Origin of the sequence: Streptomyces vietnamensis (assembly GCF_000830005.1) — a bacterium.
Taxonomy (GTDB): Bacteria; Actinomycetota; Actinomycetes; order Streptomycetales; family Streptomycetaceae; genus Streptomyces; species Streptomyces vietnamensis.
In genome coordinates this window covers 6,221,369-6,239,382 of record NZ_CP010407.1, presented here as the reverse complement: position 1 = coordinate 6,239,382, position 18,014 = coordinate 6,221,369, and the positions used below count along the sequence as shown (strand labels likewise).

Below are 18,014 nucleotides of genomic sequence, written 5' to 3'. Positions count from 1 at the left end.
TACCCCTGGGTGGTCGATGCCATCCAACCACTAGATCTTGGGTTGGGGCGGTTTCGACTCCTCCGCGTGTCGCGGCGCGGGCGCTCCCGCGGATCCTCACCTTCGGGTGCCACACTGGGAGGTGCACCGGTTGCTCGCGACCCAACGGCGAAGGCTACCGTAACGACCGATTTGGGGCGGCGGAGCAAGCGGGCTCATACACCCCCGCACATACGCGCGTAAGGCAATCTGCGAATTTTCACTCGAACGTGTGTTTGGCGCAACCTTTCGAAAGCCACTACCGTTGTGCCAGCCAGGGAGACCATTCGAGAGGGGCCGACGACGTGACCACCACCGCAGACAGTGCCACCATCACCGCCCAGGACCGCTCCCAGGGCCGACTCGAGCCGGTGCACGCCATGAATGACGCAAGCATGAACGGCGAGGAGCCCGGGCGACCCGCCCGCGCCCTCCCCGGGCGACCTCCAGGCATCCGCGCCGACAGCTCCGGTCTCACGGACCGGCAGCGCAGGGTCATCGAAGTCATCCGAGACTCGGTCCAGCGGCGCGGTTACCCGCCGTCGATGCGGGAGATCGGACAGGCGGTCGGCCTCTCCAGCACCTCCTCGGTGGCGCACCAGCTCATGGCGCTCGAGCGCAAGGGCTTCCTCCGCCGCGACCCCCACCGGCCCCGCGCCTACGAGGTCCGCGGCTCCGACCAGCCGAGCACCCAGCCGACGGACACCACCGGCAAGCCGGCCGCGTCGTACGTCCCCCTGGTCGGCCGAATCGCGGCCGGTGGTCCGATCCTGGCCGAGGAGTCCGTCGAGGACGTCTTCCCCCTCCCCCGCCAGCTGGTCGGCGACGGTGAGCTGTTCGTCCTGAAGGTCGTCGGCGACTCGATGATCGAGGCCGCCATCTGTGACGGCGACTGGGTCACCGTCCGCCGCCAGCCCGTCGCGGAGAACGGCGACATCGTCGCCGCGATGCTCGACGGCGAGGCCACCGTCAAGCGCTTCAAGCGCGAGGACGGCCACGTCTGGCTGCTCCCGCACAACGCGGCGTACCAGCCCATCCCCGGCGACGAGGCCACCATCCTCGGCAAGGTCGTGGCGGTGCTGCGGCGGGTGTGACACTCCCCGCCGGCTCTGACCGGGCCCCGGGACCCACTGCGCCGGTCCCGGGGCCCTGCCGTGTCCTGACGTCCCCTAGACGTCGGCCGTCTTCGAGGCGGCGTCGATGGCCGCGAGCGACTTCCGCACCTGGTTGCGGTCCGTGGTGTACCAGAAATCGGGCAGCGAGGCCTTCAGATAGCTGCCGTAGCGGGCAGTGGCCAGCCGGGGATCGAGGACCGCCACGACGCCCCGGTCACCGGTGGCGCGCACCAGTCGACCGGCGCCCTGGGCCATCAACAGGGCCGCGTGGGTCGCCGCGACGGCCATGAAGCCGTTCCCCCCGGCCTCCTCGACGGCCTTCTGCCGGGCGCTCATCAGCGGGTCGTCCGGGCGCGGGAACGGGATCTTGTCCATGACGACCAGCTGACAGCTGGGCCCCGGGACGTCCACGCCCTGCCAGAGCGAGAGCGTGCCGAAGAGACAGGTCTTCGGGTCGGCCGCGAAGTTCTTGATCAGCTCACCCAGCGTGTCCTCGCCCTGGAGCAGGATCGGCAGCTCCGGGATCCGGGTCCGCAGCTCCTCCGCCGCCTGCTGCGCGGCACGCATGGAGGAGAAGAGGCCGAGGGTCCGCCCGCCGGCCGCCTGCATCAGTTCGGTGAGCTCGTCGAGCATGTCGCCCCGCTCCCCGTCACGCGCGGGGCGCGAGAGGTGCTTGGCGACGTAGAGAATGCCCTGCTTCGGATAGTCGAACGGGGAGCCGACGTCGATGCCCTTCCAGACGGGCAGGTCGTCCCCCTTGGTGCCCTCTGGCGCCAGTCCCAGGGAGGCCCCGACCCCGTTGAAGTCGCCGCCGAGCTTGAGCGTGGCCGAGGCGAGCACCACGGACCGCTCCGTGAAGAGCTTCTCCCGCAGCAGGCCCGAGACGGTCAGCGGCGCGACCCGCAGCGAGGCCCCGAACCGGTCGTGGCGCTCGTACCAGACGACGTCGTACTCGGAACCGTGGGTGATCCGCTCCGCCACCCCGTGCACGGTCTCCACGGAGGCCATGGCCTGCTTGCGCACCGCGTCCTCGTCCTGCACGGCCCGGTCCCGGGTGTTGCCCAGGGCGGTGATCACGGCGCGGGCCGCGTCCCGCAGCGCCATCAACGCGTACGCGAGGTCCTCCGGGATCTCCTCCAGGCGGCCCGGCAGCGCCAGCTCCATGACCCGCTCGAAGCCCTCCGCGGCGGTCTGCAGCTGGTCGGCCGTCTTCTCGTCCACGAGCTTCGCGGCCCGGCGCACGGCACGGTTGACCTGGCCCGGCGTGAGCTCGCCGGTGGCGACACCCGTGACCCGGGAGACCAGCTCATGGGCCTCGTCGACGATCAGCACCTCGTGCTGCGGGAGCACCGGCGCGCCTTCGATGGCGTCGATGGCGAGGAGGGCGTGGTTGGTGACGACGACGTCCGCGAGCTTGGCACGCTCGCGTGCCGCCTCGGCGAAGCACTCCGGCCCGTACGCGCACTTGCTCGCGCCGAGGCACTCCCGGGAGGAGACCGAGACCTGGGCCCAGGCCTTGTCGGAGACGCCCGGCGTCAGATCGTCCCGGTCGCCGGTCTCCGTCTCGTCCGACCAGTCCCGCAGCCGCAGCAGGTCCTGGCCCAGCTTGCTGGTGGGCGCGGCCGCCTCGAAGGGGTCGAAGAGGCCGTCCTCCTCGTCCTGCGGGACGCCTTCGTGGAGCCGGTGCAGACAGAGGTAGTTCGACCGGCCCTTGAGCATGGCGAACTGCGGCCGGCGGCGCAGCTGCGGATGCAGCGCGTCGACCGTCCGGGGAAGATCGCGCTCGACGAGCTGGCGCTGGAGCGCCAGGGTGGCCGTGGCCACCACCACCCGCTCGCCCTGGGCAAGGGCCGGCACGAGGTAGCCGAGCGACTTGCCCGTGCCGGTGCCGGCCTGGACGAGGAGGTGGGAGTTGTCGTCGATGGCCTCGGCCACGGCCTCGGCCATGGTGACCTGGCCGGGCCGCTCCGTGCCGCCGACGGCGGAGACGGCGGCGTGGAGGAGGTCGGGGAGGGATGGCTTCGTCATAGCCCTCCCACCCTACGGGGCGGCACTGACAGCCGGGTCACGCGAGCGGATTGGGGACGGTTCCGTGAACGGCCGCGTGCGGACGCTCGGGCCGGTCCCGGTAGCCGTCCAGGTGCAGACGGTTGCGGTTGAGACAGAGCCGCTCGATGCGCGGGGTCAGGAGGTCGAAGAGCTCGAACCGTTCCTTCAGCTCGGGGAAGCGCGCCTGGTGCCGCAGGATCTCCGCGCGGACGAGGCTCCAGAAGTCCTCTTCGGACACGCCGAGTTGTTCCTCGCAGAGCGGCGCCAGGTAGCGGAAGACACCGACGAAGAGCCCCGAGTGGATGAACTGGATCAGGAATCCGGGCTCCTCCGTCAACAGGACGGCGCGGACGTCATCCGGGAGGGTGGCGTGTTCGGGAAGGGGCTGGGCACAGATGTTCACATCGTCGACGAAGTCCTTGATCGCCAGGCGCACGGGGACGTCGTCGCCGTCGTACACGACGATGGCGTTCTCGCCGTGGGGCGAGAAGACCGTGCCGTACCGGTAGAGGAAGTGCAGCAACGGGGGGAGCAGAGCGGTGAAGAGGTGCTGGAGCCAGACGGCGGGGGCGAGCCCGGAGCGCTCGACGAGCTCGGCGACGAACGCCCGGCCGTCCGGATCGGTGTGCAGGAGGGAGGCGAGGGTGCGGGCCCGCTCGCCCGGGGGCAGTTTCAGCGGCTCGCGCCAGATCGCGCCGAGCAGTTCCTTGTACTGGTACGGCACTTCGGGCAGCCGGTCGTACAGCGGGTGCTCGACCGTGACGGAGGCGACCTCGCCGAGGAGGATCACCCCGCACTCGTCCCGCAGGAACGGGTCGGCCTCGCGCAGACCGTGGACCCAGGCGGTCACGGCGGGCGCGGCGAGGGTCCGCTCGGTGGGCAGTCCGCGCCAGACGAGGGTGTTGAGGACCGACAGCGGCAGCTTCACGGTGTGCCGGTCGGGGCGGCTGGTGTTGAGGAAGGTACGGACGGACTGCTGCGGCAGACGGAGGTCGCCGTCGGCGGGGAGCGGGACGACGGTCCCGGCGGCGATGGCCGGGGCGTAGAGCGGCAGCAGGATCTCGTCCCACTGCCAGGGGTGCACGGGCAGCAGGAGGTAGCCGTCGGGTTCGTGGCCGCGGGCGGTCAGTGCGGCGCGGAAGGCGGCGTGCACCTCGGGGTCGAGTTCCCGGGCGTAGAGCCGGTCGGGGGTGTCGAGGCCCGGCACGCCCCGGTAGGCGGCGATGCGGTTGCTGACGGCGATCCACGGCAGCCGGGTGGCGCGGCGGGCCTCGGGGGCCCAGCGGGCGGCGTCGGTGGCGGAGAAGCCGACGCGTCCCTTGTTGAGGACCAGCCAGGGGTGGCCGGTCTGGTGGCCTTCGAGTTCCGCGTAGGAGAGCTCGGCAAGGCGGGCGGCGGGGAGGGCGGTGTGGTCGAGGCGGGCGTCGGCGGCCAGGGTGGCGGAGAGCTCGCGGATCAGATGGCCGAGGGTGGCGCCGTCGAGCCGGAGGAGGCGGCGGGCGCGGACCAGGAAGTCGAAGGGGTCGGTGAGGGGGCGGCCCTCGTGGGTGACGGAGCCGGCGGTGACGCGCCAGCTGCCGTAGGCACCGCGGCGGGCACGGAAGGTGAGCGTGGTGCCGTCGTCGAGCCGCAGTGCATGACGGTCGGGCTCGCCGTCGTCCAGGGGGACGGGTTCGACGATCTCCTCGTAGGCGAACTCGGAGAGGGCCTTTTCGAGGAGGCGGGAGGACGCCCGGGTCCAGGCGGTGGCGTTCAGCTCGGGGGGCGCGAGCAGTTCGGGCGCCGGGTCGGCTCCGGTGGTGGGAGCTGGGGCGGGTCGTGCGGAGTCGTGAGGTGCAGGGGATGTCGACACGAGGACTCCTCGGGGTGGGAACCGCTGTGGGTGGAGCGGCGTTGGCAAGGCAGGGGTGTTCACAGAACGTGACGAAGGGCCCGGTCACGGATCATGAGCGCGGCTCTTTTGTCGGGGAGGTCGACTTCCGCCGCGAAGCGGAAGCCGCCGCTGAGGAAAGCGGAGACGGAGGGGGTGTTACGGATGTCGGGTTCGGCGAGGACGCGGGTGCAGCGGGGACGGTGGTCGAGGACCAGATCGGCGACGGCGCGCAGGAGCGTGGTGCCGACGCCGCGGCCCCGGTCGGTGACGCCGCCGATCAGCAGGTGGATACCCGTGTCGTGGGGAAGCGCCGGGTAGTGCCGGGCGAGCGGATCGAGGTCGGCGCGGTAGATCTCGAAGTAGCTCATGGGCGTGCCGTCGAGGACGCCGAGGCAGGGGACGCTCCGGCCGTCGCCCTCCAGTTGGGCGCGGACGTGCTCGGCGGTGACGGTGTCGGGTCCGGCGAGCTCCCAGAAGGCGGCGACGGCGGGGTCGTTCATCCATCGGGTGAGCAGCGGCAGGTCCCGTTCGAGTCGCACGGGTACGAGCCGGAAGGAGCCCGCGGGGGTGTCGGCCGGCCCCCAGGCGGCGACGGAGTCCAGCAGATCGCCGTCGAGGAGGGCGACGAGGTCGTCGACCCTCAGGTCCAGGGTGTCGTCCCCGGGCGGGTCGGCCGGTGGGCGGGTGGGTGACACGGTGTCGCTCTCCTCTCGGCGGTGCGGGCGGGGTGGGCGCGGGGCGCCGCCAAGGGGTTCAGGTGCGGAGGGGGTTGGTGACGGTGACGTAGACGGACTGGGTGTCGACGGGCCCGACGAGCTCGTCCAGGCCGTGCAGGCGGGTGAGGAGATTGGCCTTGCTGCGCAGGGTCGCGGCTTCCAGGAGCCGGTGCGGAAGGGGTGATCCCAGGCTGGTGGCGGAGGTGAGGAAGCTGCGGAAGGCGGCGAGCAGGACGCGTTCGTCGGCGAGGCGCTGGGCGCCGAAGGCGCCGATCAGACCGAGGACGTTGTTGATGCCGAGGTAGTAGGCGAAGCGCTCGTCGGTGACCTGGTCGGAGACGAAGGTGTCGCTGTCGGCGCCGATGCCGGGGAGGCGGCTCTCCAGCTCGCCCCGGTGGGACTCGCGGAAGTAGTAGCCCTGGTTGTCGCGGTAGCGGCCGCCGATCGGCCAGCCGTCCGGGTCCAGGAGGACCAGGGTGTTCTGCTGGTGGGCCTCCAGGGCGATGCCGGCGTGGCCGTCGAGCCAGAGGACGGGGCGGACGACCTGGTCGAGGTAGCGGAGGAACCACTCGGCGGCGACGGCGGTCGTGGGGCGGCCCGTGCGGGCGGCGAGCCGGCCGATGACGTCGGCGAGCCGGGAGCGCATGGTGGTGGCTCCGGGCCAGGGGCGGGGTGCCGTGAGGGAGGCGATGCAGACGGCGTCGTCGCCGGGCCCGAAGGGGTTGTGGCGGATCATGACGTCGAGGCCCGGGACGGGGGTGCCGTCCGGGGCGTCGACGGCGAGCCAGGCGGGGTCGCGGACGATGTCGAAGCTCGGGTGGGCTGCCTGCCACTCGTCGACGAGGCCGGTGCGGAGCAGCCGGTGGACCTCGACGCCTCGGTGGAGTTCCTTGCGGAGGTTCTCGCGGCGGGAGTTGGTGATGCGCAGGCCGAGGGAGAGCTTGAGCATGGCCCGGGCGCCGGGTCGGTGCACGGTGCGGACGGAGGAGGTGGGGTGCCAGGGGCTGCCGTGCAGGCCGAGGTCGTGGAGAAGGCCGGCGTCCAGGAGGGCGCGGACGTCGGGGCGGTGCAGGAGTTCGCGGGCCTGCCAGGGGTGCAGTGGCAGGGGCGCGGTGCCGGCGGGCGACGCGAGTCCTTCGGCGAGACCGGAGACGAGCTGTTCGGCGGTGACGGGCCGGCCCTGTTCGGTCCAGGCGGAGTCGCCGGCCAGGAGGGTGTGGTCGACGGCGATCCAGTGGAGGGGGAAGGAGCCGTGGAGTTCGGGTGAGTAGAGCCGGCTCTCGGCCTCGGAGAGCCCTTCGCGGCTCTTGGGGGTGGGGTGGAGCGGGTGGCCGAGCAGCAGGGACTGTTCGGCGGCGAGGAAGAGGTCGGCGTCCGGGTGCGGTTGCGGCCGGCGGCGGCGCTCGGTGAGGAAGTCGGCGGTGCGGCGGGCTGAGTCGGCGACGCGGCCGACGAGGTCGGTGCCCTCGGAGCGGCCGGTCTCTCGGCTGAGCAGGGCGGCCACCGTGACGGCGTCGGCGGCCGGCGCCGAGGCCGGGAGCCCTTCGAGGGCGGGGGCGCCGAAGCGGTGCCAGCCGGTGGGCGACCAGTAGCGGACGGGGACGAGGAGGGCGGTGCCGCTGGCGTCGAGGGGGATGCGCAGGGTGGTGGATCCGGGGGCCGGGAGGTTCTTCTCCCGGACCCAGCAGCGGAGGAGGTTCTCGACTGCGGCGGCGTCGGCGGCACGCCGCGGGTCGGGGTCGTCCAGCGGGTCGGGGGTGTCGGCCGGGCGGGGGGTCCGGGGTTCGTACGGTCCGGCGTGCTGGCGCGGGACGGTGGGCTCCTCGGAGCCGAACGGGTCCGGGCCGAGCGGCTGGGCTTGGAGCGTCTCCGAGCCGAACTCCTGGGGGCGGAGCGTCTCCGAGCCGAACTCCTGGGGGCGGAGCATCTCCGGGCCGAACTCCTGGGGGCGGAGCGGGTCCGGGCCGAGCTGCTGGGCGCGCCGGCGCTCGGGGTGAAGGGCCTCGGCCTGGAGGGCCGCAAGGCGGAGGACCTCGGAGCCCAGGACTTCGAGGTGGAGGGCCTCCGGGCGGAGGGCCTCCGGCTGGAGAGCCGCGGGGTGAGGGGCCGTGGGGCGGAGGGCCTCGGCGTGGAGGGACGCAGGAGGGAGGGCCTCGGCGTGGAGGGACGCAGGAGGGAGGGCCTCGGCGTAGGGGGATGCAGGGCGGAGGGCCTCGGTGTGGGAGGGCTCGGGGTGGAGGGCCTCGGAGGGGAAGGGGTTGGTGGGGTGGGGTGGTTCGGTGGTGGGGGTCGGGGAGGTGGGGGTGGCGTTCACGGGGGCTTCCTTGGGGGTGGGGCCGGGGCGGTCCGGGTCAGTGGGACGGTCCGGAGGCGTTCCGGGGGGCCGTGGCCCGGCGGGAGGCGGGCGGGTGGGGGGTGTGGGCCCGTTCGGCCGCGGCCAGGGCGTCGGCGAAGCGGTCCAGGACGGCGTTGGCCTGCTCGTCGGTGAGGGTGAGCGGAGGCAGGAGCCGGACCACCGCCGAGTGGCGGCCGCCGAGTTCGACGATGAGTCCGCGGGCGAGGCACTCCTGCTGGACGGCGAGGGCCAGGGCGGGGGCGGGCGGCGGGACGGGGTCGTCCGGTCCGGCCGCGTCGGGATCGACGAGTTCGACGCCGATCATCAGGCCTCGGCCGCGGACGTCGCCGACGCAGGGGTGGGCGGCGGCGAGGCCCTGGAGCCGGCCGAGGATACGGGCGCCGAGGGTGCCGGCCCGTTCGGCGAGCTTGTTCTCGCGGACGTAGGCGAGGGTGGCCGTGCCGGCGGCCATGGCTAGCTGGTTGCCGCGGAAGGTGCCGGCGTGGGCGCCGGGTTCCCAGGCGTCGAGCTCCGACCGGTAGACGATGACCGCGAGCGGGAGGGAGCCGCCGATGGCCTTGGAGAGGACCATGACGTCGGGCACGACGCCGCTGTGCTCGACGGCCCAGAAGGCGCCGGTGCGGCCGACGCCGGTCTGGACCTCGTCGACGATCAGCGGGACGGAGCGGTCGGCGGTGATCCGGCGCATCCGGCGCATCCAGTCGTCGGGCGCGGGGATGACCCCGCCCTCGCCCTGGACGGCCTCGACGATCATTCCGGCGGGGGTGGTGACGCCGCTCTTGGGGTCGTCGAGGAGGTTCTCGGTCCAGCGGGCGGCCAGTTCGGCGCCGCGTTCGCCGCCGACGCCGAAGGGGCAGCGGTACTGCTGCGGGTAGGGCAGCCGGGTCACGCGGACGTCGGCGGCTCCTCCGGAGGCTTCGAGGGCTCCGGCCGTCATGCCGTGGTAGGCGCCGGTGAAGGCGAGGAGCCCGCTCCGGCCGGTGGCCGTCCGGACGAGCTTGAGGGCCGCCTCGACGGCGTCCGTGCCCGCCGGACCGCAGAACTGGATGCGGGCGTCGTCGGCGAGTTCGCCGGGAAGGGTGGCGAACAGTTCGGAGGTGAAGGCGTCCTTGACGGGGGTGGCGAGGTCGAGGACGTGGAGGGGAGCCCCCGAGTCGAGGACCTTCCTGATGGCTTCCAGGACCACGGGGTGGTTGTGGCCGAGGGCGAGTGTCCCGGCACCGGACAGACAGTCCAGGTAGCGGCGGCCGTCGGCGCCCTCGATGGTCAGCCCCCGGGCCCGTACGGGGACGATCGGCAGGGAGCGGGCGTAGGTGCGTGCGGCGGACTCGCGCTGGGACTGCCGGCGCAAAATGCCCTCGTGCTCGCCCCCTCGGTCCGTCGGCCGGGTCTGCGTGCGCGCGGCCGGTGGAACGGCCGGAGCTGATTCGGTCACGGCCACGGCTCGGTGTCCTCCCGCGGTAACAGTTGCGTTGCACATCGGGGCGCCGTGGGGCCGCCGCAAGGGCCGTCCCGCACGCCACCGTCGTGTCCCCCGTACGTACCAACGACGGGAACTGCCGGGGATCACGGGCCGGGAGACAGGAACTTGGCGTGTCCCGGATCACGGCACGGCAACGACCGAACGGTGCCCGGAACCGTGGACGGGGCGCGTACCGTCCCCTCCGGCACCGGCATAGTGGGGGCCGTCGGTCGTGTCCGCGAGGGCCCGGCCGCTGTTCGCCCATGCACCATGCACCAGTTGACGTAGTCCCAGGGGGATCACGAATGCGATCGATTCGTCCGCTGCTGATGGCGGCTTCCGCCGTCGCGGCGCTGACGCTCACCGTCACGGCCTGCGGCCCGAGCGAGGAGAACGTGGGGGCGGACAAGCCCGCCGCGCCCGCGAGCCTGGACCCGAACAAGATCAAGATTCCGGAGGACCTGAAGGACCGTCTGAAGGAACACGGGATCGACCTCGACAAGTGGCGGAACGGCGAGTGGAAGAACTGGGACCGCGACAAGTGGCTGCGTGAGGCCAAGGACTTCGTCAACCCGATCATCGAGGACCTCTGGGACCCGGACCGGATGCGCGAGGCCGAGCGCCCCGACAAGCCGGTCGAGGAGGAGGACATCTCGGGCGACAAGGGTGTCACCGACCCGACGCCCGACCCGGTGAAGGCGAAGGCCGTGGCGGCGAAGTACCACGACAACGCCCCCGAGTCCGGCAAGGTCTTCTTCGACGGCCCCGAGGGCTCGATGGTCTGCTCGGCCACGGTCGTGAAGGACCCGGCGCACCCGGGCAAGTCCAACCTGGTCTGGACGGCCGGGCACTGCGTGCACAAGGGCAAGGAGGGCGGCTGGTACCGCAACATCGCCTTCGTGCCCTCGTACAACGACTCGGCGATGGAGACCTCCGCGCTGGAGAAGGCGACGCGGGAGCAGATCGCCCCGTACGGCGTGTGGTGGGCGGACTGGGTCAAGACCTCCGACCAGTGGATCGCCGAGGGCGCGTCCACCGGTGGTGCCGGTGCTCCGTACGACTTCGCGGTCATCAAGGTGACCCCGGAGAAGGGCTCCTCGGGCAAGTCCCTCGAGGAGACGGTCGGTTCGGCGCTGCCGGTTGAGTTCAACGCCCCCGCGGTGCCGAAGATCGCGAGCCTGACGGCGACCGGCTACCCGGCGGCGCCGCCGTTCGACGGCCAGAAGGCGTTCCAGTGCACGGACAAGCCGGGCCGGCTGTCCCTGAAGGCCGAGCAGCCGACGATGTACCGGATCGGCTGCACGATGACCGGTGGTTCGTCCGGCGGCGGCTGGGTCGCCCAGGGGCATGACGGCAAGCCGGCGCTGGTGTCGAACACCTCGATCGGCCCGTCGACGGCGGGTTGGCTCGCGGGTCCGCGCCTCGGCCCGGAGGCCAAGGCCATCTTCGAAGAGGTCAGCAAGAAGTACGCCGGTCAGTAGGCACGGCACCGCGGGGAGGCGGGACCGCCGGGTCCCGCCTCCCGGCGCGTTCCGCCCGACCGGCATACTGTGCACCGCTCATGACACGTCCATGGCAATACCAACGGGGAATACCTTCATGCGTTCCGTACGACTCATACCCGCCGCTCTCGGCCTGGTCACCGCGCTCGCGCTGACCGCCTGCGGCCCCACCGAGACCCCGGCCGACGGCAATCCGTCCGCCGCGGCGAGCAGCTCCGCACCCGCCGCCGACGGCGGCGACGCCGGGTCCGGCCTCACCAAGGACCTCGCCGACAAGCTCAAGAAGCACGGCGTCGACCTGGACAAGTGGAAGAACGGCGAGTGGAAGAACTGGGACCAGGACACCTGGCTCCGTGAGGCCGAGGACTTCGTCAACCCGGTCATCGAGGGACTCTGGGACCCGGCGCGCATGCAGTCGGCGAAGAGCCCGGACCAGACGATCACCGCGCAGGCCGGCACCGGCGGCACCGACCCGACGCCCCGTCCGGTCAAGGCGCAGCGCGAGAAGACGCCGTACCACCGCAACGCGGCCCCGGTCGGCAAGATCTTCTTCGACTCGCCCGAGGGCTCCATGGTCTGCTCCGGCACCATCGTGAAGGACCCGCGCCACCCGGGGAAGTCGAACCTGGTCTGGACGGCCGGCCACTGCGTCCACGCGGGCAAGAAGGGCGGCTGGTACCGCAACATCACCTTCGTCCCGGCCTTCAACGACCTGGGCAAGTCCCCCGCCGCGCTGCAGAACGCGCAGCCGCAGGAGGTGTACCCGTACGGCCAGTTCTGGGCCGACTGGGCCTCGACCTCGGGCGAGTGGATCAACGCGGGCGGCACCAACCAGGCCTGGCCGTACGACTACGCCGTGCTGCACGTGCAGCCGGAGCAGGGCGGGAAGTCCCTGGAGGAGACCGTCGGCGTCGCCCTGCCGGTCGACTTCTCCGCGCCGACGGCCGCGCAGTCCGGGACGATGGGCGCCTGGGGCTACCCGGCGGCGCCGCCGTACAACGGCATGATCATGCACAAGTGCCTCGACCGGCCGACCCGGCTCACCACGGCTCCGGCCACGCCGACGATGTACCGGATCGGCTGCACGATGACCGGCGGCTCCTCGGGCGGCGGCTGGTTCCGCGTGCTCCCGAACGGCAAGACGGCGCTCGTGTCGAACACCTCGATCGGCCCGGCCGGCAGCAACGGCTGGCTCGCCGGACCGCAGCTCGGTCGCGGCGCCAAGGCCGTCCACGAGATGGTCAGCAAGAAGTTCGCCCGCTGACCCCTGAAGCGGACACAGCAGAAGGCGCCGGCTCCTCCCGGAAGGGAGGAGTCGGCGCCTTCGCCGTTCGTCAGTGCGCGGCCGGAACGTACGGCGCGAGCAGCGCCGCCAGCTCCTCGTGCACCCGGGCCTTGAGCAGGGTGCCCTCCGGGGTGTGCTCCTCGGACTCCACCTCGCCCTCGGCATGCACCCGCGAGACCAGACCGCCCTGCGTGTACGGCACGAGGACCTCCAGCTCGACCTCCGGGCGCGGCAGCTCGGAGTCGATGAGCGCGAGCAGCTCGTCGATGCCCTGGCCCGAGCGGGCCGAGACCACGATGGAGTGCTTCTCCATCCGCAACAGGCGCTGGAGGACCAGCGGGTCGGCCGCGTCCGCCTTGTTGATGATGACGATCTCCGGCACGTTCACCGCGCCGACGTCGCGGAAGACCTCGCGCACGGCGGCCAGCTGCTCCTCCGGGGCCGGGTGCGAGCCGTCCACCACGTGCAGGATGAGGTCGGACTCGGCGACCTCCTCCATGGTGGAGCGGAACGCCTCGACCAGGTGGTGCGGCAGGTGCCGGACGAAGCCGACGGTGTCGGCCAGGGTGTAGATCCGGCCGGTGGGCGTCTCGGCCCGGCGGACCGTCGGGTCGAGGGTGGCGAACAGCGCGTTCTCCACGAGGACGCCCGCGCCCGTGAGCCGGTTGAGCAGGGAGGACTTGCCGGCGTTGGTGTATCCGGCGATGGCGACCGACGGCACCTTGTTCCGGCGGCGCTCCTGCCGCTTGATGTCGCGGCCGGTCTTCATCTCCGCGATCTCCCGGCGCATCTTCGCCATCTTCTCGCGGATGCGGCGCCGGTCGGTCTCGATCTTGGTCTCACCGGGACCACGGGTGGCCATGCCGCCACCGCCGCCGCCACCCATCTGACGGGAGAGCGACTGACCCCAGCCGCGCAGTCGCGGCAGCATGTACTGCATCTGCGCGAGCGCGACCTGCGCCTTGCCCTCTCGGGACTTGGCGTGCTGGGCGAAGATGTCGAGGATGAGGGCGGTCCGGTCGACCACCTTCACCTTGACGACGTCTTCGAGGGCGATGAGCTGGCCGGGGCTGAGCTCGCCGTCGCAGACGACGGTGTCGGCACCGGTCTCGAGCACGATGTCGCGCAGCTCGCGCGCCTTGCCCGAGCCGATGAAGGTGGCCGGGTCCGGCTTGTCGCGGCGCTGGATCACGCCGTCGAGCACGAGGGCGCCCGCCGTCTCGGCGAGGGCCGCGAGCTCCGCGAGGGAGTTCTCCGCGTCCTGCACCGTCCCGGAGGTCCAGACACCGACCAGCACGACGCGCTCAAGGCGCAGCTGGCGGTACTCGACCTCGGTGACGTCCTCGAGTTCGGTGGAGAGGCCCGCGACACGGCGCAGGGCCGCACGCTCGGAGCGGTCGAACTGGTCGCCGTCCCGCTCTCCGTCGATCTCGTGGCTCCAGGCGACGTCCTCTTCCATCAGGGCATCGGCCCGAAGGCTCTCGGTACGGCTCGTCTCCGCGAAGCTCTGCTTGTCCTGGGAAGGGGAAGAAGAGGAGGTCATTGGATCCTTACGTCGATGAGGTGATGTGTGTCTGTGCCGGTCACAACGCCTGCGGGCGCCGGAAGATTCCCGTCCGCGGCCGCGTCGCCGACCTGAAGATGGTGTCACGGCCGCGGCAGGCCCGTCACCCGGGTTTCGGTGTGCCCGTCACCCGGGTTCCGGTGCGATCGCCGCCGGGCCCGTCACCCGGCTTTCGGTGCGGTCCGCGCGGCCGGTGCGGTCCTCGTGGCCTCGACGGGGCGGCTGCGCCAGTCCGGGTGCCCGGGCATCGCCGGGGTCTTCGCCTCGTACAGCCAGCCCCGGAAGAAGGCGGTGAGGTCCCGGCCCGCGACCTCGCCGGCGAGGGCCGTGAAGTCGGCGGTGGTGGCGGTCCCGTCCCGGTGCTCGGCGACCCAGCGGCGCTCCAGGGTCCGGAAGGCCTCAGTGCCGATCTCCTGGCGGAGCGCGTAGAGGACGAGGGCGCTGCCGTCGTAGACGACGGGCCGGAAGAGGCTGATCTTGTGGTCGGGCGAGGGCGGCTCGGGGGCGGCCGGCGGTCCGCCGGCGGCCCTCCACCCGTCGGAGGCGGCGTAGGCGGCCTTCATGCGCGCCTCCAGGGACTTGCCGGCGGTCTCCTCGGCGTACAGCGCCTCGTACCAGCTGGCGTGTCCCTCGTTGAGCCACAGGTCGGACCAGGTGCGGGGCGAGACGCTGTCGCCGAACCACTGGTGGGCCAGCTCGTGGACCATGACGGAGTCGACGTACCACTCCGGGTAGGCGGGCTCGGTGAAGATGCCGCGTTCGAAGAGCGAGAGGGTCTGGGTCTCCAGCTCGAAGCCGGTGTCCGCGTCGGCGATCAGCACGCCGTACGTCTCGAAGGGGTACGGGCCGACCTGCTTCTCCATCCACTCCAGGTGGCCGGGGGTGCGGCGCAGCCAGGGCTCCATGCGCTCCCGGTCGGCGGTGGCCACCACGTCCCGTACGGGCAGCCCGTGGGGGCCCGCGCGGTGGACGACGGTGGAGCGGCCGATGGAGATCTGGGCGAGCTCCGTGGCCATGGGGTGCTGGGTGCGGTACGTCCAGGTGGTGGTGGCGCCGTGGTCGACGCGGCCCTCGGGGAGCCCGTTGGCGACGACGGTGAGCTCGCTGGGGGCGGTGATCCGGAAGGTGAAGTACGCCTTGTCCGCCGGGTGGTCGTTGGAGGGGAAGACCCGGTGGGCGGCGTCGGCCTGGTTGGCCATGGCGAGGCCGTCGCCGGTGCGGACCCAGCCGCCGGTGTCGGCGGGGCCGGTGGGGTCGCTGGTGTGGGTGACGGCGATCTCGACCTCCTCCCCCGCGTCGATGGGGACGACGGGGGTGACGACGAGGTCCTCGCCGCTGGTGACGTACTCGGCGGGCAGGCCGTCGACGGTGACGGCGGAGACCGTGCCGTGGGTGAAGTCGAGGTTGAGCCGCTCCAGGTCGTCGGTGGCGCGCGCGTCGATGCGGGTGACGGCGGCGAGCGGCTTGGTGTTGTCCCCCGGATAGGCGACGTCGAGCGTGTACGCGAGGACGTCGTAGCCGGGGTTGCCGAGGTGCGGGAAGAGCGGGTCCCCGATGCCGAGCGGCGCCGGGGCGGGCAGCGCGGCGGCGACGAGCCCGGCGGAGGCGGCGACCAGGACGGCGGAGCGGAGCCACCGCGCGCGGGGCAGGGGGGTTCGGACGAGCGGCATGGGCCAGGGCCTTTCCGGAGGAATGGCCCTACGGCTATCAGGGGTGTCGCCGCACGCCGGGGCGGCGCGCGGCCCGGCCACCCGAAGGGGGTCACCGAGGGGGCATCCGACGGGGGTCACCCGAGGGTGGTCGTCAGACGGGCCGCGAGTGGCGAGCACCCGAAGGAACGCCGCCGCCCGGACCACCCGAAGCGGCGTCGTCAGCCCGGGCCGCCCGGAGCCGCGTCGTCAGCCCAGGCCGCGCGCGTGGCGGGCACGGCTGACGTCGTACACCCCGGGCACGTCCCGCATGGCCTTCATGAGGGCGGCGAGGCCGGCCACGTCGGGGAGGTGGAGGGTGTACGTGTGGCGGACCCGCTGCTCGCTGGGCGGCTCGACGTTCGCGGAGACGACGGCGGCCCCGCAGGCGGCGATGGCCTCGGTGAGGTCGGCGAGCAGTCCGGGCCGCCCGAAGGACTCGGCGAGGAGGGTGACCTGCCCCTGGGCGGTGTCGCCCCAGCGGACGGTGACGGGTTCGCGGCCGAGACCGCGCATGGCGTCGACGGCCGAGCAGCGGGTGCGGTGGACGGTGACCGATCCGCCGCGCACCCGGAAGCCGGTGATCTCGTCGGGCGGTACGGGGGTGCAGCAGCCGGCCGGGCGGACGACGGCGGGCGGCTCGCCGTCCAGGTCGGCGTGGAGCTCGGCGCCGGGACGGCGGTCGGCGGGGGCGCTGGGCTGCGGCCGGGGGTCGGTGGGGGCGGCGGGCGGCGCGGCGCTCTCGGGGTGCGCCTGGAGCCAGCCGGTGATCGCGATCCGCGCGGCGGGGGTACGGGCGTGGTCCAGCCATTCCGGGGACGGCCCGGAGACGGCGTCCTGGGCGAGGAGCAGCTGGACGGTGTCGCCGTCGCCGAGGACGGTGCTCAGCGGGGCGAGGCGGCCGTTGACCCGGGCGCCGAGGCAGGCGTGGGCGGCCTCGCCGTGCTGTGCGTACGCGGCGTCGACGCAGCTGGCGCCGGCGGGCAGGCTGATCGTGCCGGGGGTGCTGCCGTCGGCGCGGAAGACGGTGATCTCGTCGTCCTCGGCGAGGTCGGCGCGGAGCGAGGTCCAGAAGGTGTCGGGGTCGGGGGCGGACTGCTGCCAGTCGAGGAGCCGGGAGAGCCAGCCGGGGCGGGTGGGGTCGACGCGCTCGCCGTCGTCGCTCCCCTGGAGGGGGCCGTCCGGCTCCTGGCCCACGTGGGGGTTGCCGAGGGCGACGACTCCGGCCTCGGCGACCTTGTGCATCCGGTGGGTGCGGATGAGGACCTCGGCGACGGCGCCGTCGGGGGCGGCGATCGCGGTGTGCAGGGACTGGTACAGGTTGAACTTGGGGGCCGCGATGAAGTCCTTGAACTCGGAGATCACCGGGGTGAAACAGGTGTGGAGCTCGCCGAGGACCGCGTAGCAGTCGGCGTCCTCGGCAACAAGAACAAGGAGTCGTCCGAAGTCGCAGCCGCGCAGCTCGCCGCGCTTGAGGCGGACCCGGTGGACGGAGACGAAGTGCCGGGGGCGGACGAGGACCTCGGCGCCGATGCCGGCCTCGCGCAGGACGGCGGTGACCTGCTCGGCAACGGCGCCGAGCTCGTCGGCGGCGCCGGGGTTGTCCTCGATGAGCGCGCGGGTGGTCTCGTACTCCTCGGGGTGGAGGATCGCGAAGACCAGGTCCTCCAGCTCGGTCTTGAGGGCCTGGACGCCGAGCCGCTCGGCGAGCGGGATGAGGACGTCCCGGGTGACCTTGGCGATCCTGGCCTGTTTCTCGGGGCGCATCACGCCGAGGGTGCGCATGTTGTGGAGGCGGTCGGCGAGCTTGATCGACATGACGCGGACGTCGCTGCCGGTGGCGACGAGCATCTTGCGGAAGGTCTCGGGCTCGGCGGCGGCGCCGTAGTCGATCTTCTCGACCTTGGTGACGCCGTCGACGAGGTAGGCGACCTCGTCGCCGAACTCGCGGCGCACCTGATCGAGCGTCACCTCGGTGTCCTCGACGGTGTCGTGGAGGAGGGAGGCGGTCAGGGTGGTGGTCTCCGCGCCGAGTTCGGCGAGGATGAGGGTGACGGCGAGCGGGTGGGTGATGTACGGCTCGCCGCTCTTGCGGAACTGGCCGCGGTGCGAGGACTCGGCGAGGACGTACGCCCGGCCGAGCACCGTCAGGTCGGCCTCGGGGTGGTGGGCGCGGTGCGCCTCCGCCACGTGGCTGATGGCGTCGGGCAGCCGGTCACGGGGCGCCGGTCCCGCGGTGGCGTTCAGCAGGGCGGCGCGGCCGAGGCGGCGCAGGTCGATCCGGGCGCGTCCGCGTCTGCGGACGGCCACGTCGGTGGGGGCGGCCTCGGGATTGGTGGCCTCTGCGCTCATGGGGCACCTCCGGCAACGTCGACCGGCGGTGGGC

The 18,014-nt window shown here is 72.7% G+C and carries 11 protein-coding genes; 3 read left to right on the top strand and 8 right to left on the bottom strand.

What is annotated here, in order from left to right; all coding sequences use genetic code 11:
• Positions 1-323: 323 nt before the first annotated feature.
• The gene (gene lexA / locus SVTN_RS28055; protein WP_015036661.1) at positions 324-1,112 is read left to right on the top strand and encodes a transcriptional repressor LexA; all 789 of its coding nucleotides are present in this window, start codon (positions 324-326) and stop codon (positions 1,110-1,112) included.
• 75 nt (positions 1,113-1,187) lie between these two features.
• Here lexA and SVTN_RS28050 read toward each other — a convergent pair whose 3' ends face one another.
• From SVTN_RS28050 to SVTN_RS28030, 5 genes are all read right to left on the bottom strand, one after another.
• Entirely contained in the window at positions 1,188-3,161 is a 1,974-nt protein-coding gene (locus SVTN_RS28050; RefSeq protein ID WP_041131605.1) for an ATP-dependent DNA helicase, read from the bottom strand.
• A 37-nt stretch (positions 3,162-3,198) separates the two neighbouring features.
• Positions 3,199-5,034 (bottom strand): IucA/IucC family protein, encoded by a 1,836-nt coding sequence (locus SVTN_RS28045; protein WP_041131604.1) that lies wholly within the window; start codon positions 5,032-5,034, stop codon positions 3,199-3,201.
• A 59-nt stretch (positions 5,035-5,093) separates the two neighbouring features.
• A complete protein-coding gene (locus tag SVTN_RS28040; RefSeq protein ID WP_041131603.1) occupies positions 5,094-5,750 on the bottom strand; it encodes a GNAT family N-acetyltransferase in 657 nt (218 codons plus the stop codon).
• A 58-nt stretch (positions 5,751-5,808) separates the two neighbouring features.
• Complete coding sequence (locus SVTN_RS28035) at positions 5,809-7,698, bottom strand: IucA/IucC family protein (RefSeq protein WP_425429058.1); 1,890 nt, start codon at positions 7,696-7,698, stop codon at positions 5,809-5,811.
• Between the two features lie 424 nt (positions 7,699-8,122).
• Positions 8,123-9,568: a diaminobutyrate--2-oxoglutarate transaminase gene (locus SVTN_RS28030; protein ID WP_041131602.1), complete on the bottom strand. Its 1,446-nt coding sequence runs from the start codon at positions 9,566-9,568 to the stop codon at positions 8,123-8,125.
• A 326-nt stretch (positions 9,569-9,894) separates the two neighbouring features.
• On the opposite strand from SVTN_RS28030, the gene SVTN_RS28025 reads away from it, so the two are divergent.
• A complete protein-coding gene (locus SVTN_RS28025; RefSeq protein WP_041131601.1) occupies positions 9,895-11,070 on the top strand; it encodes a trypsin-like serine peptidase in 1,176 nt (391 codons plus the stop codon).
• Between the two features lie 118 nt (positions 11,071-11,188).
• Positions 11,189-12,355, top strand: coding sequence for a trypsin-like serine peptidase (locus SVTN_RS28020; protein WP_041131600.1), 1,167 nt, complete (start codon positions 11,189-11,191; stop codon positions 12,353-12,355).
• 70 nt (positions 12,356-12,425) lie between these two features.
• Here the strand turns inward: SVTN_RS28020 and hflX are convergent, their stop codons facing one another.
• The 3 genes from hflX to SVTN_RS28005 form a co-directional block, all read right to left on the bottom strand.
• Positions 12,426-13,919 carry a GTPase HflX gene (gene hflX, locus SVTN_RS28015; RefSeq protein ID WP_041131599.1) on the bottom strand — a complete coding sequence of 498 codons (1,494 nt, stop codon included), beginning with the start codon at positions 13,917-13,919 and terminating at the stop codon, positions 12,426-12,428.
• Positions 13,920-14,101: 182 nt separating this feature from the next.
• Positions 14,102-15,610, bottom strand: a complete 1,509-nt coding sequence (locus tag SVTN_RS28010) for a M1 family metallopeptidase (RefSeq protein ID WP_041131598.1) — start codon at positions 15,608-15,610, stop codon at positions 14,102-14,104.
• Positions 15,611-15,838: 228 nt separating this feature from the next.
• Complete coding sequence (locus SVTN_RS28005) at positions 15,839-17,980, bottom strand: RelA/SpoT family protein (protein ID WP_041131597.1); 2,142 nt, start codon at positions 17,978-17,980, stop codon at positions 15,839-15,841.
• Positions 17,981-18,014 lie beyond the last annotated feature (34 nt).